The organism is Corynebacterium sp. HMSC074A01 (assembly GCF_001831515.1).
GTDB lineage: Bacteria > Actinomycetota > Actinomycetes > Mycobacteriales > Mycobacteriaceae > Corynebacterium.
In genome coordinates this window covers 116,198-131,558 of record NZ_KV825630.1, presented here as the reverse complement: position 1 = coordinate 131,558, position 15,361 = coordinate 116,198, and the positions used below count along the sequence as shown (strand labels likewise).

17 protein-coding genes are annotated in these 15,361 nt (G+C 66.6%); 5 read left to right on the top strand and 12 right to left on the bottom strand.

Annotated features, from left to right (window positions below):
* Nucleotides 1-33 precede the first annotated feature (33 nt).
* Nucleotides 34-1,125 carry a glycoside hydrolase family 25 protein gene (locus HMPREF2550_RS10320; RefSeq protein WP_083319898.1) on the top strand — a complete coding sequence of 364 codons (1,092 nt, stop codon included), beginning with the start codon at nucleotides 34-36 and terminating at the stop codon, nucleotides 1,123-1,125.
* A gap of 54 nt (nucleotides 1,126-1,179) precedes the next feature.
* On the opposite strand, the gene HMPREF2550_RS10315 is transcribed toward HMPREF2550_RS10320, so the two are convergent.
* Genes HMPREF2550_RS10315 through HMPREF2550_RS10290 form a run of 6 tightly spaced genes read right to left on the bottom strand, consistent with a single transcriptional unit; the run spans nucleotide 1,180 to nucleotide 6,303 of the window.
* Nucleotides 1,180-1,983, bottom strand: a complete 804-nt coding sequence (locus HMPREF2550_RS10315) for a spermidine synthase (protein WP_070790948.1) — start codon at nucleotides 1,981-1,983, stop codon at nucleotides 1,180-1,182.
* A gap of 18 nt (nucleotides 1,984-2,001) precedes the next feature.
* Nucleotides 2,002-2,745 (bottom strand): ABC transporter permease, encoded by a 744-nt coding sequence (locus tag HMPREF2550_RS10310; RefSeq protein WP_070790947.1) that lies wholly within the window; start codon nucleotides 2,743-2,745, stop codon nucleotides 2,002-2,004.
* A gap of 2 nt (nucleotides 2,746-2,747) precedes the next feature.
* On the bottom strand, nucleotides 2,748-3,494 hold the full coding sequence (locus tag HMPREF2550_RS10305) for an ABC transporter permease (RefSeq protein WP_070762963.1): 747 nt from the start codon (nucleotides 3,492-3,494) through the stop codon (nucleotides 2,748-2,750).
* Nucleotides 3,491-4,405 carry an ABC transporter ATP-binding protein gene (locus HMPREF2550_RS10300; RefSeq protein ID WP_070762962.1) on the bottom strand — a complete coding sequence of 305 codons (915 nt, stop codon included), beginning with the start codon at nucleotides 4,403-4,405 and terminating at the stop codon, nucleotides 3,491-3,493. Before HMPREF2550_RS10300 ends, HMPREF2550_RS10305 begins: the two co-directional genes overlap by 4 nt.
* A gap of 60 nt (nucleotides 4,406-4,465) precedes the next feature.
* On the bottom strand, nucleotides 4,466-5,161 hold the full coding sequence (locus HMPREF2550_RS10295; RefSeq protein ID WP_070790946.1) for a response regulator: 696 nt from the start codon (nucleotides 5,159-5,161) through the stop codon (nucleotides 4,466-4,468).
* Nucleotides 5,158-6,303 carry a sensor histidine kinase gene (locus HMPREF2550_RS10290; protein ID WP_070790945.1) on the bottom strand — a complete coding sequence of 382 codons (1,146 nt, stop codon included), beginning with the start codon at nucleotides 6,301-6,303 and terminating at the stop codon, nucleotides 5,158-5,160. The genes HMPREF2550_RS10295 and HMPREF2550_RS10290 overlap by 4 nt, the downstream gene beginning before the upstream one ends.
* Before the next feature lie 83 nt (nucleotides 6,304-6,386).
* Here HMPREF2550_RS10290 and mnmA point away from each other — a divergent pair, with 83 nt between their 5' ends.
* Nucleotides 6,387-7,466: a tRNA 2-thiouridine(34) synthase MnmA gene (gene mnmA / locus HMPREF2550_RS10285; protein WP_070790944.1), complete on the top strand. Its 1,080-nt coding sequence runs from the start codon at nucleotides 6,387-6,389 to the stop codon at nucleotides 7,464-7,466.
* Here mnmA and HMPREF2550_RS10280 read toward each other — a convergent pair.
* A complete protein-coding gene (locus tag HMPREF2550_RS10280; RefSeq protein ID WP_070762958.1) occupies nucleotides 7,463-7,837 on the bottom strand; it encodes a PH domain-containing protein in 375 nt (124 codons plus the stop codon). The two genes, mnmA and HMPREF2550_RS10280, sit on opposite strands and share 4 nt — an antisense overlap.
* 37 nt (nucleotides 7,838-7,874) lie before the next feature.
* On the opposite strand from HMPREF2550_RS10280, the gene HMPREF2550_RS10275 reads away from it, so the two are divergent.
* A complete protein-coding gene (locus tag HMPREF2550_RS10275) occupies nucleotides 7,875-8,726 on the top strand; it encodes a uroporphyrinogen decarboxylase/cobalamine-independent methonine synthase family protein (RefSeq protein WP_246819805.1) in 852 nt (283 codons plus the stop codon).
* A gap of 1 nt (nucleotide 8,727) precedes the next feature.
* Here HMPREF2550_RS10275 and HMPREF2550_RS10270 read toward each other — a convergent pair whose 3' ends face one another.
* Nucleotides 8,728-9,402: a 3'-5' exonuclease gene (locus HMPREF2550_RS10270; protein ID WP_070790942.1), complete on the bottom strand. Its 675-nt coding sequence runs from the start codon at nucleotides 9,400-9,402 to the stop codon at nucleotides 8,728-8,730.
* Nucleotides 9,403-9,460: 58 nt separating this feature from the next.
* Here HMPREF2550_RS10270 and ligA point away from each other — a divergent pair, with 58 nt between their 5' ends.
* The gene (ligA, locus tag HMPREF2550_RS10265; RefSeq protein ID WP_070790941.1) at nucleotides 9,461-11,491 is read left to right on the top strand and encodes an NAD-dependent DNA ligase LigA; all 2,031 of its coding nucleotides are present in this window, start codon (nucleotides 9,461-9,463) and stop codon (nucleotides 11,489-11,491) included.
* Here ligA and HMPREF2550_RS10260 read toward each other — a convergent pair.
* The 4 genes from HMPREF2550_RS10260 to HMPREF2550_RS10245 are packed head-to-tail and all read right to left on the bottom strand — an operon-like array spanning nucleotide 11,488 to nucleotide 13,993.
* Nucleotides 11,488-11,988, bottom strand: coding sequence for an ArsR/SmtB family transcription factor (locus HMPREF2550_RS10260; protein WP_070762953.1), 501 nt, complete (start codon nucleotides 11,986-11,988; stop codon nucleotides 11,488-11,490). The two genes, ligA and HMPREF2550_RS10260, sit on opposite strands and share 4 nt — an antisense overlap.
* Nucleotides 11,989-12,010: 22 nt before the next feature.
* Complete coding sequence (locus tag HMPREF2550_RS10255) at nucleotides 12,011-12,256, bottom strand: hypothetical protein (protein ID WP_070790940.1); 246 nt, start codon at nucleotides 12,254-12,256, stop codon at nucleotides 12,011-12,013.
* Entirely contained in the window at nucleotides 12,253-13,269 is a 1,017-nt protein-coding gene (locus HMPREF2550_RS10250; RefSeq protein ID WP_246819804.1) for a serine hydrolase domain-containing protein, read from the bottom strand. The genes HMPREF2550_RS10255 and HMPREF2550_RS10250 overlap by 4 nt, the downstream gene beginning before the upstream one ends.
* A 40-nt stretch (nucleotides 13,270-13,309) precedes the next feature.
* Complete coding sequence (locus HMPREF2550_RS10245; protein ID WP_070791140.1) at nucleotides 13,310-13,993, bottom strand: ACT domain-containing protein; 684 nt, start codon at nucleotides 13,991-13,993, stop codon at nucleotides 13,310-13,312.
* An 88-nt stretch (nucleotides 13,994-14,081) separates the two neighbouring features.
* Here HMPREF2550_RS10245 and HMPREF2550_RS10240 point away from each other — a divergent pair, with 88 nt between their 5' ends.
* Nucleotides 14,082-15,320: a cytochrome P450 gene (locus HMPREF2550_RS10240; RefSeq protein WP_070790939.1), complete on the top strand. Its 1,239-nt coding sequence runs from the start codon at nucleotides 14,082-14,084 to the stop codon at nucleotides 15,318-15,320.
* Nucleotides 15,321-15,361 lie beyond the last annotated feature (41 nt).

Sequence of the window (15,361 nt, the reverse complement as noted above, 5' to 3'; positions counted from 1 at the left end):
AAGTTGTGACTTGAGTGCGCTAAAGTGCCGGATATGCACGCACCTCGGACGCTTAAGCACGCGCGCAACGCGCACCAGAACACACTCAAGGCGCTGATCGCCGCCGTCGTTACCGCCGCCCTGACCTTTACGCTGCTGGTCGCCAGCCCGTTTGGGCAGAAGTCTGCCGACGCACAGGCGCTGCCCGGCCTGATCAACGGTGTCGACGTCGCCGCCCACCAGCACCCAGGCGGCGGACCGATCGACTGGCGCATGGTCGCAGGCCCCGGCGGCCAGCAGTTTGCCTTCATCAAGGCGACCGAGGGCACCAGCTACGTCAACGACTTCTACGCCCAAGATGCGCAGGCCGCTAACGAGGCCGGCATCAAGGTCGGTGCCTACCACTACGCCCGCCCGGCCACCGATCCGATCGCGCAGGCGCGCCACTTCGCCGACACCATCAACGCCGGCCCGCGCAACCAGCTGCCGCCGGTGCTCGACCTCGAGGTCAACGAGGGCCTCAGCCCGGTGCAGCTCGCGGCGTGGACCCAGATCTTCATGGCCGAGCTGGAAGCGCGCACCGGGCGCACGCCGATGCTGTACACCTACCGCTACTTCTGGTACGAGCGCATGGACAACACCAACGCGTTCACCCGCTACCCGCTGTGGCTGGCCGCTTACCAGAACCAGCCGCCCGCACCGGTCGGCGGCTGGGACCACCTGAGCTTCTGGCAGCGCTCTGACTCCGGGCGTGTACCCGGCATTGATGCCGTCGTAGATATGAACCTGTTCAACGGCAACGCGGGCCAGTTCATGAGCTTCGCGGCAGGCAACCTCAACGCAGGCGGCGGCGTGCTGGAGAAGTTCCAGGCCTCCGACTCCGGCGAGCTCGCAGTGCTGGAGCAGGACAACACCGCGCTCGTTGTGGCGATCCTGGCGCTCGCCGGCGGTGCACTCGGGATCGCGGGCCTGGCCGAGGCTGCGGACCAGGCTGGCTTTAGCGACCAGGACGCGCGCAACATCGCCAACATGGTCGGCCAGCTTGCCGAGAACGGTGAGCTGCCCGTCGAGGACCTGCGCAACATGATGATCGGCGACTACCAGATCGGCGACCTACTCATCCTGCTGGATAACGCGACGAAGTAACGCGCGCGTCAACGGTCCGAGCACCGGCACCCCATTTGGGGCGCCGGCTTTTGTTTATGCGTGTGAGTCGTGGCGCGGGGTGGTGGCCAGGCTACGCGCCCATTTCTCGCCCTTGAAGTGGGCAGGCACTGCGCCCTTGAGCAGGTTGCGGGTGAGTTGCGGGCTCGCTTCGAGCGGGGTGTTCGCGCCGATCAGCACGATGTTGCCGTAGCGTCGCCCCTTGAGCATCGGCGGATCCGCGATCGCCGCGACGTGCGGGAAGACCTCGCACATGCCGGCGAGTTCCTCCTTCGCCTCCTTCAGGTCGGCGTGGGAGCCGCAGTTGGCCACGTAGACGCCGTTATCACTCAAAGATGTGCGCACGTGTTGGTAGAACTCCACCGTGGTCAGCTCGCGTGGGGTGAGCGACTGCGCGAAGACGTCGCGGATCATCACGTCGCGCGTTGAAGGCTTGAACGAGTCGGTGACCTCGCGCGCGTCACCGACGCGGATTTTGACGGCGGGGGAGCGCGGGGCGTCGAAAAGCTCGCGCGCGAGCTCGGCGAGCTTGCCATCGATCTCCACGACGGTGTTGCGCGAGCCGGGCCAGGCGGCGGCGAAGTAGCGCGGCAGCGAGCAGGCCGCGCCGCCTAGGTGCGTCAGGCGCGGCTTCGGCCAGCGGGGCGAGCTGCCGAGTTGGAGCGAGTCGAGGAAGTCCGCGATCCAGCGCATGTACTCGAAGTCGAGGCGCTGCGGCTCGCCGGGCACGATGTGCGAGCTGGGCACTCCGTTGACGAGCAGCACCATTGAGCCGTCGGGCTCGTGGTGGACCTCGGCTTCACCGGTGTCGATCGGGTACGTCTCGCTTTTCGCAGCCATGTCTTGGCAGGGTAGTCGTTAGGCGTGCACGTCGACGAAACGCAGGTACGCGACTGATGCGAGCCAGCCTGCCGCGGTGAGCAGCAGTGCACTCGCACCAATGCTGGCGAGCGTGCCCAGATCGAGCGCGTCTGAACCTGCGACCGCGGTGCTGCCCATCCACAGCGCCTTCGTCACGCCGACGGGCGGGAGAAAAAATTGTGCAGCTGGGACGCCGGCGGCGAGCGTGCCGAAGGCAAAAATGCTCGCGATCACGCCGAGCGCGACCGGCATGGCGAAGTTGCGAATCACCATGGAGGCGAAGCTCTGCCACGCGGCCACTGCCGCCGCCGGGATGACGGCGAGCAGCGTCGCGGTAAGCAGTGCCCGGGGAGGCAGACCCGACAGCCCCGAAACCCAGCCGCCGATTGTGCTGAAGAGGATGAAGACGCACTGCATGATCGCCGTGACCGCGACAATGACGCCGAGCTTGGCGGTGACCAGGCTCGCCGCCGAGCGGGAAGAGGTAAGCAGCGTGTGCCAATTGCCGCCGCGGTGTTCCACCCGCCATACGGCGGAGGCGAGGATGGCGATGCCGGCCACCATGAACAGCATGCCGTAGAACAGCGTCGCCTGAGACCAGTAGCTGTGCCAGCCGGAGTCCAGTGTCTCTGCATTTGCGGCGTAGTTGCCGGTGCCGAAAACGACTGCGATCAGGGGGATAGCAACCGGGACGATAGCGACGTGTGCGCGCCGGAGTTTGGCGAATTCGTTGATGAGCATGGCTAGATTTCCTTCCCGTTGAGTGCGCGCGTCGCGAAGTAGAAGCCCGCACCAAGCAGCGCGATGTAGGCGCACCACAGCGCCCACCCCGGCTGCGTCGGTACGGGACCTGCGTCCGCGAAGGTGTAGGGGAGCAGCACCGCGAAGTAGCCGAAGGGGTTGATCGCGGCGAGCCAGGCAGGGGACAACAGCGAGACGATGCCGCAGAATCCGCCGACGACACCACACGCGAGCACCCCGATCTGTGATTCGGTCACGGCCGCAAGCAGGACCATGGCGCAGGTGAGTGCGATACTCGTGATGACAGTCGCGAGCGCGTAGAGTGCCCAGGCCCCGGCGGTGCTTCCGCTTGGCAGCGGTGCCCCGAGCAGCACCGGAAGGGCGACGCACCCGCCGAACTCCAGCAGTTTCAACGCAGTAACAAGCGGTGCGAGCACGTACAGCTTGCGGCGCAGCAACGATCCCTGGCGGGTGCCCGCTACCGCGTTGAGCAGCCAGCCGCCGCTTGCGTGCTCGTTATCCACCGTGCGGCTGGCCAGCAGCGCCACCTGCAACGGGGTGAGAAACGCCAGCGCCATCGCCACGCCGATGAGCTGCCCAGACCATGCCCCGGCTGGATCAGCGACAAACGTGTCCACCTGCCCGTCGGCGAAGAGGCTCATCGACGCGAACAGCACGATGCCGAGCGAGAGCACACCACCGAGCAGCAGGATGTGCGTGCGCCGCAGCTTCAAGATTTCGACGTTCATGCGCTCAAGCCCTCCCGCCCCGTCATGCCGATGAAGATCTCTTCCAGGCTGCGGCGCGCGCGAACCACCTGGTGGATCGGGACTTCGCGGGCGACAAGCTGTGCGCACACGGAGGCAACGTCGTCGTCGCTGAGCCCAGCCAGCTCCACACCGCCGGGAACGATGCGCGGCTGCCGCTCGCGCAAAACCGAAGCGGCCGCGGTGGTGGCAGGGGTTTGGATGAAGAGGTCGGGGAGGTGGGCGTCGAAAAGCTCGCGCTGCGAGCCCTGAAAGACCAGCTTGCCCTGGTTGATGATGCTCAGGCTGGTGGCCATCTTCTCAATTTCCGAAAGCAGGTGGCTCGACACAAGGACCGTGCGGCCTTCGTCGCGCGCGAGGCTGATGATGAGCTCGCGGATTTCCTCGATGCCGGCCGGGTCGAGGCCGTTGGTCGGCTCGTCGAGGATGAGCAGCTGCGGGTCGCGCACGAGTGCGATCGCGATGCCGAGGCGCTGCTTCATGCCGAGCGAATACTTCTTGACCTGCTTATCCATGTGGCGCTCAAGCCGCACGAGCCGCACCGCGCGCTGGGCATTCGCCGGGTCGGCCTTGAACAGCCGTGTCACGATTCGCATGTTCTCGGCACCCGTGAGGTGCGGGTATGCCGCCGGCGACTCGATGAGCGAACCGATGTCTTTCAGCACCTCGCCGCGTGTGGCGCGCGTCATCGGCCGGCCCATGATGGTGATCTCGCCGGCGGTGGGAGTGGTGAGCCCAAGCAGCATCTTCATCGTCGTCGACTTGCCGGAGCCGTTCGGCCCCAGCAGCCCGTGCACCGCACCCTGGGGTACTTCGAGCGCAAGCTTATCGACGACCGCCTGCTTACCGTAGGTCTTCGTCAGACCTCGCGTAGAAATGATTGGTGTGTCCATGGCTTCCACTCTCGCGGGGCGGGGCCGGGAAAACGTCGGAGCCAGGGACGATCTTTCGAGTCATACCCCGGGATGAGTGAGCAGATCGGCGCGGTCGACGAGACCGGTGCGGTATGCAAACAGCGCTGCGTGCACGCGGTCGCGCGACTGCGTCTTCGCCAGGATTCGCCCCACGTGTGTTTTCACCGTGGGCATGGAGATGAACATGCGCTCGGCGATCTCCGCGTTGGACAAGCCGCGGCCGATTGCGACGAGGACTTCGTGCTCGCGGGCGGTGAGCTCGTTAAGCGCGAGGCGGTCCGCCTTCGGGAGTGCGGGTGCTGTCTCCGTGTGGTTGGCGAGCCGGGAAATGATGCGCTTGGTGGCGCGTGGGGAGATAACGGCGTCGCCGGCAGCGACGGTGCGGATGGCGTCGAGAAGCACTTCGGGCTCGGCGTCCTTGAGCAGGAAGCCGCTTGCGCCGCCGGAGAGGGCGTTGATGACGTAGTCCTCGTCGTCGAAGGTGGTGAGGATAACCACCTTGGCCTCCGGGAAGCGGCGGGCAAACTCGGCGGTGGCGGCGATGCCGTCGAGCACCGGCATCTGTACGTCCATGAGTACGAGGTCGACCGGGTGCTGTGCGTGTTGTTCGAGCGCCTCGGCGCCGTTGGCCGCCAGCCACTCCACGGACAGATCCGGCTGTGAGTCGATCACGCGCTGGATCCCGTGGAGGAAGAGCGCTTGGTCGTCGACGATGCCGACGTGGATTGTGGTCATTCCTGACTCCTCGTGTCATGTGCGGGGTATGGGACGCGCAGCGTGGCGGTCCAGCGCTGCGGGGCGCTCGGGCCGGCGTCCACCGACCCGCCGATGAGCGTGGCGCGCTCGCGCATCCCTTGCAGCCCGTGCCCTTGTTGGTGTGTTGGCGTGTTGGTGAAGGGGTTGGTCACCGTGATCACCAGCGCGTCGCTGCGCCACACGACTTCGAGCGTGGCCGTGCCGTCGCCGTGCCTGAGCGCATTTGTCAGCGCCTCCTGCACCACGCGCCGGGCAGCGAGCGAGGTGGCTAGCGGTAGCTGCGCAGGTGCCGTACCGGTGACCGTGTATTCCACGTCGAGACCGCCGAGCCGACTGGAGCGCACGAGCTCGTCGAAATCCAGCGAGGCAGGCGAGGGGGCGACCGGGCGCGACTCGGGTGCGCGAAGCAACGCGACGACCTCGCGCATCTGGGTAAGCGATTCCCGGCCGACCTCGCCGATGGTGCGCAGCGCCGCGTCCTTGTCATCCGGCGCGCCGTAGCGGCCGCCGTCTGCCTGCGCGACCATCACGGTCAGGGAGTGGGTGACTACGTCGTGGATCTCGCGCGCGAGGAATGTGCGCTGCTCGGACATCGCGTGCTCAAGCTCGACCCTTTGTTGCTGAAGGGCCTGCTCCAGCTCGCGCGCAGCGGCCTCTTCCGTCCGCCTGCGCAGCTCGCCGAAAAGCCCGGCCGCGACAAGCAAGGTGACGCTCCACGCGAGGTAGGGGAGGCGCTCGTCGTAAGGCATGCTCCGCAGCACAGGCGAGACCAGCGAGATCGCGAGGATATCGCCCAGGACAAGCACGGCAGCCATCACATCGCGGAGCACGGGCCGCAGGTTCCGGCGGACGAGGTACGCGGCAAACGTCGCCACGACGATGTCCGTCACCGTTAGAAGCGGGCTCATCGCCCGCACCGCAAGCAGTGCCACCGCGGCGACCACTGTGGCCAACGGCCAGCGCCAGCGGGTAAACGGCGCGACAATCAGCCACACAACCCCGGCCGCAATCGTCCACACCGGGCCCGAGGCGCTGACAACGCCAAGTAACGCACACGCCGCCAGCACGCCGGCAAGGAAGAAATCGCGTGCGCGGAGCGACGGTGGGGGAGACTTTGGCATAGCCTCAACCTAGCGATACGGCGTGCCGCACGCGTCATGCCCCAGTATGATTCGCCCGCGCGCTGCGGGTACACTTCCGCCACATGCGAGTACTAGCGGCGATGAGCGGGGGCGTGGACAGCTCGGTGGCGGCTGCGCGCCTGGTAGAGCAAGGCCACGACGTCGTCGGCGTGCACCTTGCCCTGTCCAAGGACGCGCAGCAGACCCGCGAATCGGCCCGCGGCTGCTGCTCGCTCGAGGACTCCGCAGACGCGCGCCGGGTGTGCGACAAGCTGGGCATCCCGTTTTACGTGTGGGACTTCTCGGATCGCTTCAAGGAAGACGTGATTGATAATTTCGTCTGGTCCTACGAGCACGGCGAGACCCCGAACCCGTGTCTGCGCTGCAACGAGAAGATCAAGTTCGCGGCCCTGCTTGAGCGCGCGGTCACCCTCGGCTTCGACGCGGTGGCCACCGGCCACTACGCAATTATCGACGGCGACGGCAACCTCCGCCGCTCCACCGACCCCAACAAAGACCAGTCCTACGTCCTCGGCGTACTCCCCCGCGACGAGCTCAACCGCTGCCTGTTCCCGGTCGGCGATACGGAGAAGCCGCAGATCCGCGAGGAGGCCGCCGCACATGGCTTCTCGACGGCCACGAAGCCGGACTCTTACGACATCTGCTTCATCCCCGACGGCAACACGCAGGCCTTCCTCGGCCGCTCCATCGGCATGCGCCCCGGCCTGATCAAGGACCAGGACGGCACCGAACTCAAAGAACACGACGGCGCGTTCCAGTACACGATCGGCCAGCGCCGCGGGCTGGATCTACGCGTGCCGGCCGCCGACGGCAAGCCGCGCTACGTCACCGACGTCGACACCGCCACCGGCACCGTGACCGTCGGCCCGCGCGAGGCGCTCAAGGTCCACCGGATCACCGCCGATCGGCTCAAGGTGCTCCACCCGGCCATGGAGGGTGAGTTTGAGGCGAATGTGCAGATTCGGGCGCACGGTGGCGTCGTCAAGTGCACTGCCCGCATCGACGACGACTCAATGACCCTTGACCTGCACACTCCGCTCGAGGGCGTGGCGCGCGGCCAGGCCGCGGTGCTCTACCTGCCGGATCCGGACGGGCTGGGCGATGTCGTGCTCGGCTCGGGCACGATCTGCGCGACGGCCTAGGAGGCGCCGAACACGCAGGAGGCGATCAAGCGGTCGATGCCGCGGATATCGATCTCCTTGCCCAGGTTGATCTTGAAGTGGCCGACGTTGGTCCACAGCTCAAGCTCCGCGTTCCAGTCGAGCATGCGCCCTGCGTTTTCGGTCGACCACATGGTCACCGATTTGAAGGGGATGGAGTACATCTCGACCTTCTTGCCTGTCATGCCCTGTGCATCGCGGATAATCAGGCGCTTGTTGGTAAACACGGCCGCGTCGCGGATCGTTTTGAACGCCTGGATCGGCTGCTCGCCGTGTGCGAGGATGTCCTGGATGTCGTTGGGCACTGGGCAGGGGGAAATGAAGGTCCAGCCAGTAAATTGTTCGAGAGCCATGCACAGAGCATACCCGCCCGCCCGTATCATCGGTGCCGTGAATGCAACTGCTTTTGGGCTCGGGCCCTTGCCCGGTATGGATCTCGCGCAAGCCGCGGACGTCGTGCTTTCCGAGTCGCCCCTTCCGCATATCCCGCAGCTGCCGGAGCGTGGCGTGGGCTCGGACGCGATCGGTCGCACGGCCGCGCTGCTGGAGATCCCGATCGGGCTCGGCCCGCGCGGGTGGCGCGTCGCTGCCCGCAAACGGACCGACGCCGACCGCATGGCACGCGACCTCGACGTGCTCGAGGAGGCGTGGCACGGCAAAGCGGCTGCGGTCAAGGTGCAGCTCGTCGGCCCGTTTACGCTCGCCGCCGAGGTGGAGATGCCCAACGGCCACCGCATGATCACTGATGCCGGCGCGCTGCGCGACCTCACCGACGCGCTGCTCGAGGCTTGTGCTGCACACCGCCGCGATGTCGCAGCTCGCTTCGATACAACCGTGCTGCAGCTCGACGAGCCGCGGCTGCCGGAAGTCACCGCCGGCACCCTCAAAGGCGCGACCGACTTTGAGACCATCCGCGCGATCCACGAGCCGCAGGAAACCTTGCTGCGCTTCGGTGAGCACCTGCTGCACACGCCGAAGCTTGTCGACGACACCCCGTGGCTCACCGTCGACCCCCGCACCTGCGACAAGGACGTGCTGGCCCGCGTGCTGGATCGGGGCAGCCGCATCGCGATCCCGACGATGGCACCGCGCGAGCTCTACCGCGTCTTCGACGAGCTGCAGATCGATCCGGCGCGCACGAGCATTGACGTGTACGCGGAGCCTGCGGCAACGCTTGTGGGCACCGCCGCGAACTACCGCGCCGCCCGCGAAATGGCGGAAGAGCTGAGCAAGACGACATAAGTTAGCCCACCATCGGCCAGCCCATGCTCACGTTGGAGGCGTCACGTCCGCGGGATTCCAACCACTTCTTCAGGTCGGTCTGGATGCGGTAGTTCTCCACGGCCTGGTACTCCATGAGCTCGTCGGTGTCCATCTCCGCGAGCTCCGGCCACACCTTGCGGACCTGCTTCCACGCGATGCGTGCCGCGGCCATCGCATCCGAGGTGGCCTCGTGCGCGTTGTCCAGGCGCACCCCGTAGTGCTCGCACAGCGCGCCCAGGTTGCGCTTGCCTTTGCGGTAGCGGTCGCGCGCGCGGTCGATGAGCAGCGGGTCGAACACCGGGCCGGTGACGGTGAAGTCGCCGGTGAGCGCGCGCAGCACGCTCAAGTCGTAGGGGGCGTTAAACACGATGAGGGTGAGCCCGTCCTCCCAGCTCTGCTTGATCGCGTCGACGGTCTCGCGCAGCACCTCGTCGTGGTTGCGGCCCTCGGCGCGCGCCTTTTCCGTGCTGATCCCGTGGACCGCGGCGGCCGCCTCCGGGATCTCCACGCCGGGGTCTGCCAGGGTCTCGTTGGCGGTGACCTCGCGCCCGTCGATACGCACGAGCGCGGAGGTGACAATGCGGGCCTCGCGCGGGTTGACCGAGGTAGTTTCCAGGTCGAAGGAGAGCATGCGGGACGCGTCGAAGAAAGCCATGACTGCATGATAGCGGGGGAGGCGAACACGCCGGGGCGAAAAGCTATGCTGGCAGGTTGTGAGCGAGATTTCTGCAGATTTGCACCGTGAATGGACCGAACTGGCAAACGACGTGCGCCACCACCGCGACCTGTACTACAACGGGCAGCCGGTGATCACCGACGGCGAGTTCGACGCGCTCTTCGAACGCCTCAAGGCGCTCGAGGCCGAGCACCCGGAGCTTGCCGTGCCGGACTCGCCGACCAAGGAGGTTGGCGCGCCGACCGCTGCGACCTCCGCGTTCGCCGACGTGACGCACCTCGAGCGCATGTACAGCCTGGACAACGTCTTTTCCCCCGAGGAGCTCACTGAGTGGCTGGAGAAGACGCCGGGGCCGTACCTGACCGAGCTGAAGATCGACGGGCTGTCGATTGACCTGGTCTACCGCAACGGCGTGCTGGAGCGCGCTGCCACCCGCGGCGACGGCACGGTCGGCGAGGACATCACCGCCAACGCCCGCGTGATCGAGGACATCCCGCATAAGCTTTCCGGCGACGCGCCCGCGCTGCTGGAGGTGCGCGGCGAGGTGTTCATCCGCCCGGAGGACTTCCCCGAGCTCAACGAGCAGCGCATCAAGGAGGGCGGCAAGCCCTTTGCTAACCCGCGCAACACCGCTGCCGGAGGCTTGCGCCAGAAGGACCCCGCGGACGTGAAGAAGCGCAAGCTGCGTATGATCTGCCACGGCATCGGCGCGCGCGAGGGCTTCGAGCCGGAAACGCAGCACGAGGCCTACCTCAAGCTCGCCGAGTGGGGCCTGCCAGTCTCCGAGTACACCAAGCAAGCTGCAACGGCTAAGGACGTCCAGGAGGCGGTGAAGTACTGGGCGGAGCACCGCCACGACGCGATTCATGAGATGGATGGTCTGGTGGTGAAGGTGGATAGCGTCGCGAAGCAGCGCCAACTGGGCTCGACCTCGCGGGCTCCGCGTTGGGCGATCGCGTACAAGTACCCGCCGGAGGAGGTCACGACCAAGCTCAAAGACATCCAGGTCTCGGTCGGCCGCACCGGGCGCGCGACCCCGTACGCGGTGCTCGAGCCGGTCTTCGTTTCCGGCTCGACCGTGTCGATGGCCACGCTGCACAACCAGCACGAAGTCAAGCGCAAGGGCGTGCTCATCGGCGACACCGTCGTGGTGCGCAAAGCCGGCGAGATCATCCCCGAGGTCCTCGGCCCGGTCGCCGACCTGCGCGACGGCACCGAGCGTGAGTTCGTCTACCCGAAGGAATGCCCCTCGTGCGGCACCACGCTTGCGCCCGCGAAGGAGGGCGACGCCGACTGGCGCTGCCCGAATACCCGGTCGTGTCCGGCGCAGCTTTCGACCCGCCTGGAGTACCTCGCCTCCCGCGGCGCCTTCGACATCGAAGCGCTCGGCGAGAAGGGCGCCCAGGATCTCATCGCCTCGGGTGTGCTTATCGACGAAGCCGCCCTCTTCAACCTCACCGAAGACGACCTGAAGAAGTCCACCGCCTACACGCGCAAGGACGGCCAGGTCAACGCCGCCGGCAAGAAGCTACTCGCCAACCTCGAGACCGCAAAACAAGCTGACTTCTGGCGCGTACTCGTCGCCCTGTCTATCCGCCACGTCGGGCCCACCGCCGCCCGCGCGCTCGCCGCGCGCTATAGGAGCATGCAGGCGCTTCTCGACGCCGACGTGCACGACCTCGCCGAAACCGATGGCGTCGGCGACATCATCGCCGAGTCCTTCAAGGACTGGTTCACCGTGGACTGGCACCGCGACATCGTCGATACCTGGGCAGCAGCCGGCGTGCGCATGGAGGACGACCAGGACCAAGATGCGACCCCGCAGACTCTCGAGGGGCTCACCGTGGTGGTCACCGGCACGCTCGAGGGCTTCAGCCGCGACTCCGCGAAAGAGGCGATCCTTACCCGCGGCGGCAAGGCCTCCGGCTCGGTGTCGAAGAAGACCGACTACGTGGTGGTGGGGGAGAACGCCGGGTCCAAGGAGCAGAAGGCGCGCGACCTGGGCCGCCCGATCCTCAACGAGGAGCAGTTCGTCACCCTGCTGGAGCAAGGCCCCGACGCGCTCTAGTGCGCCTCCGCCGCCGTGATGATCGCCATCAGCGGAATCACGCGCGCCGGGCGGAGCACGAACGCGCCGTGTTCTTTGTCCACCCAGCCGGCCGCCTGCAGCGCGTTGAGGTGGTGATACGCCGTGCCCGTGGAGGTGACTACTTCTGCGGCGACCAAGTCGGCGGCGGTCGCGGGCGCGGCGAGCAAATGCCGCAGGATCGAGCCGCGCACGGGGTGGGCGAGTGCTGCGAGTCGTTCGATCTGCTCCGACCAGTCGTGTGCTGTCACCCACTCCGTCGGCCGGGCCCACTGGTAGTCATAGGTGCCGGAGTCTGTGGTCACCGAGCCGCCGAAGGTCACCGCGCCGTTGTCGCAGCCCTCAAGCGAGCGCATCGCCGCAGGCAGGTCGGGCAGATCCATGTCGCGCTCAGGGGTGTCCGGGGTGCCAGCAAGCGCGGATTCCAGCGCCGCCACGCGTGCTTCGAGCGCATCGAGGCGTGAAGCATCAGAGGTCATTCATGTCTTCTTTTCGAGAATTCTAGAATCGTTGCAGCGCCAAACGCCCGGCGGCAACGCCCACGAGCACCGACGCCCACGCGACGATCGCCCACCACAGCCAAATCGGCAGATCGGCGTTAAAATCCAGTGGACTTACCAGAAGCCACACCACAGCTGCGGCGAGGATCGCGTTGAGCAGCGCGCGGCCGGGACGCTTCGGCCCCCGTGCAAGTTTGATCGATTCCCACGCTAACAGGGCGATGGAGACAACAACGAACGCGATCATTCTTCCTCCTTAAGCAGTTCGATGCCGAGCTCATCGACCCAGGCTTCCGTGTCGCCGGCAACGTACACCGCGCGGTGCGGGTCATCCGGATCCCATACCAACATGGTGCGAAATCCGCCGGTTCCGCCGTTGTGGAAGGTGTATTCGTCGAGAGTTGCCCAGCCGTGGTCGGGTCGCCCGTGCTCGTCGACCCACTCGATGTAGCGCGCCATGTCTGCCGCAGTCGAGCGGATCGCGCCCGCCGGCGCCCAGCCGTCCATGTCCCAGGGCTCGGCCTCGCGCCCGTTGCTGGCGAGGCCGCGCCCGAGCTTCTGCTTGTCGACGCCCCTTGGCCCCGCCACGTACGTTTCATCCATCCCCGCCGGCTCGAGGATCCGTGTGCGCACGAGTTCCTCGTAGGGCGTGTCAGTTGTGCGCGCCAGCAGCTGGCCGAGCAGCGCGTGCCCGTAGTTGGAGTAGGCATCCTCGCCGCGGCCCTCGAGCTCTAGCTCTGGCGCGGCGGCGAGGATGTCGTCGGGGGAGTCCTTGCGGTACGCGTTGCCGCCCTCGGTGAGGTTGGCCCAGAGAATGTCGCCAATGCCGAGCGGGCCCATCGGCTCGAGCCCGGAGGTGTGGTTGAGAAGCTCCTCGATGGTCACCGTATCGATAGGCGCCCCGGACGCGCCCAGGATGTCACCGACGGTGGTGTCGAGGGCGAGCACGTCTTCGTCGATAAGCTGGCGCACCAGCTCCGCGTTGAATGTCTTTGTTATCGAGCCGATTTCGAACTCGGTGTGCTCGTCGGCCCCGAGCCCGCCGAAGGTGACCTCGCCTTGGTCGTAGACCACCGCGGAGAGCGTATGGTGGCCCGGCTCCGCCTCGGCCAAGCGCTCGAGGTTGGCGGCAAGCTGCGCGTCGCCGGTGTGCTCCGTGGCCAGGGTGATTTGGCGCGGGCCAAAGCCGAGCATGAGCCCGGCCGTGGCGAGCGTCGCTAGTGTGCCGACGCCGAGTGCGCCGTACATGGAATTCTGCATGAATTCCATAATTCCAAAATTCTAAAAACGTGGCAAGGGTCTAGCTCAGGATCGCACCAATGATGCTGCCGAGGTCACCAATCTGGGTCACCTCGGAGGCTAAGAAGTCCGGCCCGCCCACGCGGCCGACCACCAGCACCAGGTCGGTGCCGGGTAGGCGGGTAATGGACAGGGCAGTGTCCAGAAGCCACCAGGCCTCGGGGACCCACGGGTCGGAATCTGGTAGCAGGATGCGCGCCTGGTTCACTTCCCCCATCTGGGGGCGGGACCCGTCGTCCTCGGGTGCGGCTTGCGACGCCGCGACCCTGACCAGGCCGTCCTCGGTCTCGCGCAGCGCCACCGCCCACGAGGAGGTCATCGAGCGCGGGATCGCGCCGACGAGCTCTTCCATCGCGCGCTGCTCGTCACCCGCCGTCGCCACGATGCGCGAAAGCATCTGGATCTGGCCGCGGCGATCCACACGCCCGGTAAACGGCCGGATCGAATCCACCTCGGCACCCTGCACGGACGCGGCGGCGGTAATCAGCGTGTCCACCATCGTGCCGGTTGGCAGCTCCACCACGATGTCGTCGGTGACTGTGCCGCCGCCCTCTGATCCCGCCGCAGCCACGGTGTCCACAATGTCCACGGACTGGATGTTGGCGTCGATCATGCCGAACGCCTCCGCGAGCTCGCCGAGGCTGCCCGGGACGTCCGGAAGGGAAACGCGAATAAGGTAAGACATGTCCACAGTTATATCAGCCAGCCCGTACATATTGGTCAGAAAGGCCCCGTATGCTGGCGAATCTTAACGGAAAGAAGGGATTGGAATCATGCACGCGAGCAACCTGCCAACCGCACCTACCGCCGACACCGACCCGCGAGCGTACGGCGACACCCAGCTCGCCGCCGGCCACCGGCTTGTACGCAACGGCAACGAGGTCGTGGTGCTCGGCAACACGCAGGCCCGCGCCGTCGCCGAGGATCCGGTCCGCTTTTCCTCCGGGGTGTCCCGCTTCATGCAGCTGCCCAATGGCCTCGATGGTGGGCGGCACGAGCAATTCCGCTCGCTTATCGACGCCTACCTCACCCCTGACGCACTCGACCCCTTCGAACCGGCGTTTCGAAAGGCCGCACGCAGCGTGGTGGCCGATATCCGCGACGGCAGGCCAGCGGGCGCCGCGCTGTTCGCCCCTGTCGACGCAGTAGCCGACATCGGCGCGCCGTTCGCGGTGCGCGCCATGCTCGCGTGGCTCGGATGGCCGGAGCAGATGGAAGCCCGCCTGATCGAATGGGTTGCGGAGAACAACGCCGCGACCCGCTCCGGTGAGCTCGCGCGCACCGCCGCAGTGGCAGGGACCTTCGACGACATGATCCGCGAAGTACTCCAGCCATTACAGTCCGGTACGGAAACTGCCACCGCAGCACGCGAGGCACTTTCCCCGCTGCTGGGCAAAGAGGACGCCTTCCCGGCGCCCAGTGTGACTGCACAGCTCGTCAACGATACGAGCCTCGGACGCCCCCTCGAATTCGAGGAGCTCGTCTCCATCCTGCGGAACTGGACCGCCGGCGACCTCAGCTCGATGGCGTACTGCATTGGTGTGTTGATCCACGCGCTTGCCGGCAACGAGCCGGTGCGTCGCCGCCTGCAAGCCGGGGTCTCCCACGAGGAGTTCACCGCCATCGCGGATGAAATCCTGCGCCAAGACTCGCCCTTTGTGAGCAACCGGCGCGTGACCACCTGCCCAGTCACTCTGGATGGAGTCGACCTGGACGAAGGCCAGCGCGTGCGCATCCACTGGACCGCGGCAAACCGCGACCCGCAGGCCGTCGGCGAGCCGGAGGCATATGCGCCAGGGGAGGGCGGCAACGCGAGCGCAAACCTGGTCTGGGGAGCGGGCCCCCACACCTGCCCGGGCAAATACCTGTCCATGCTCGAGTTGAAGTGTTTCACCGAAGAGTTCCTCGCAGTCTTTGAACACATCGAGGTCGACGAGGACGCGGCGCGCCGGGAGGTGTACCCGGTCGGCGGCTGGGCCGAGCTGCCGACCTACCTCAAGGTGCGGGAGTAGCGGCGCTCGCAGCCTGCTACTCGCCGTGACGTAAGATGAGT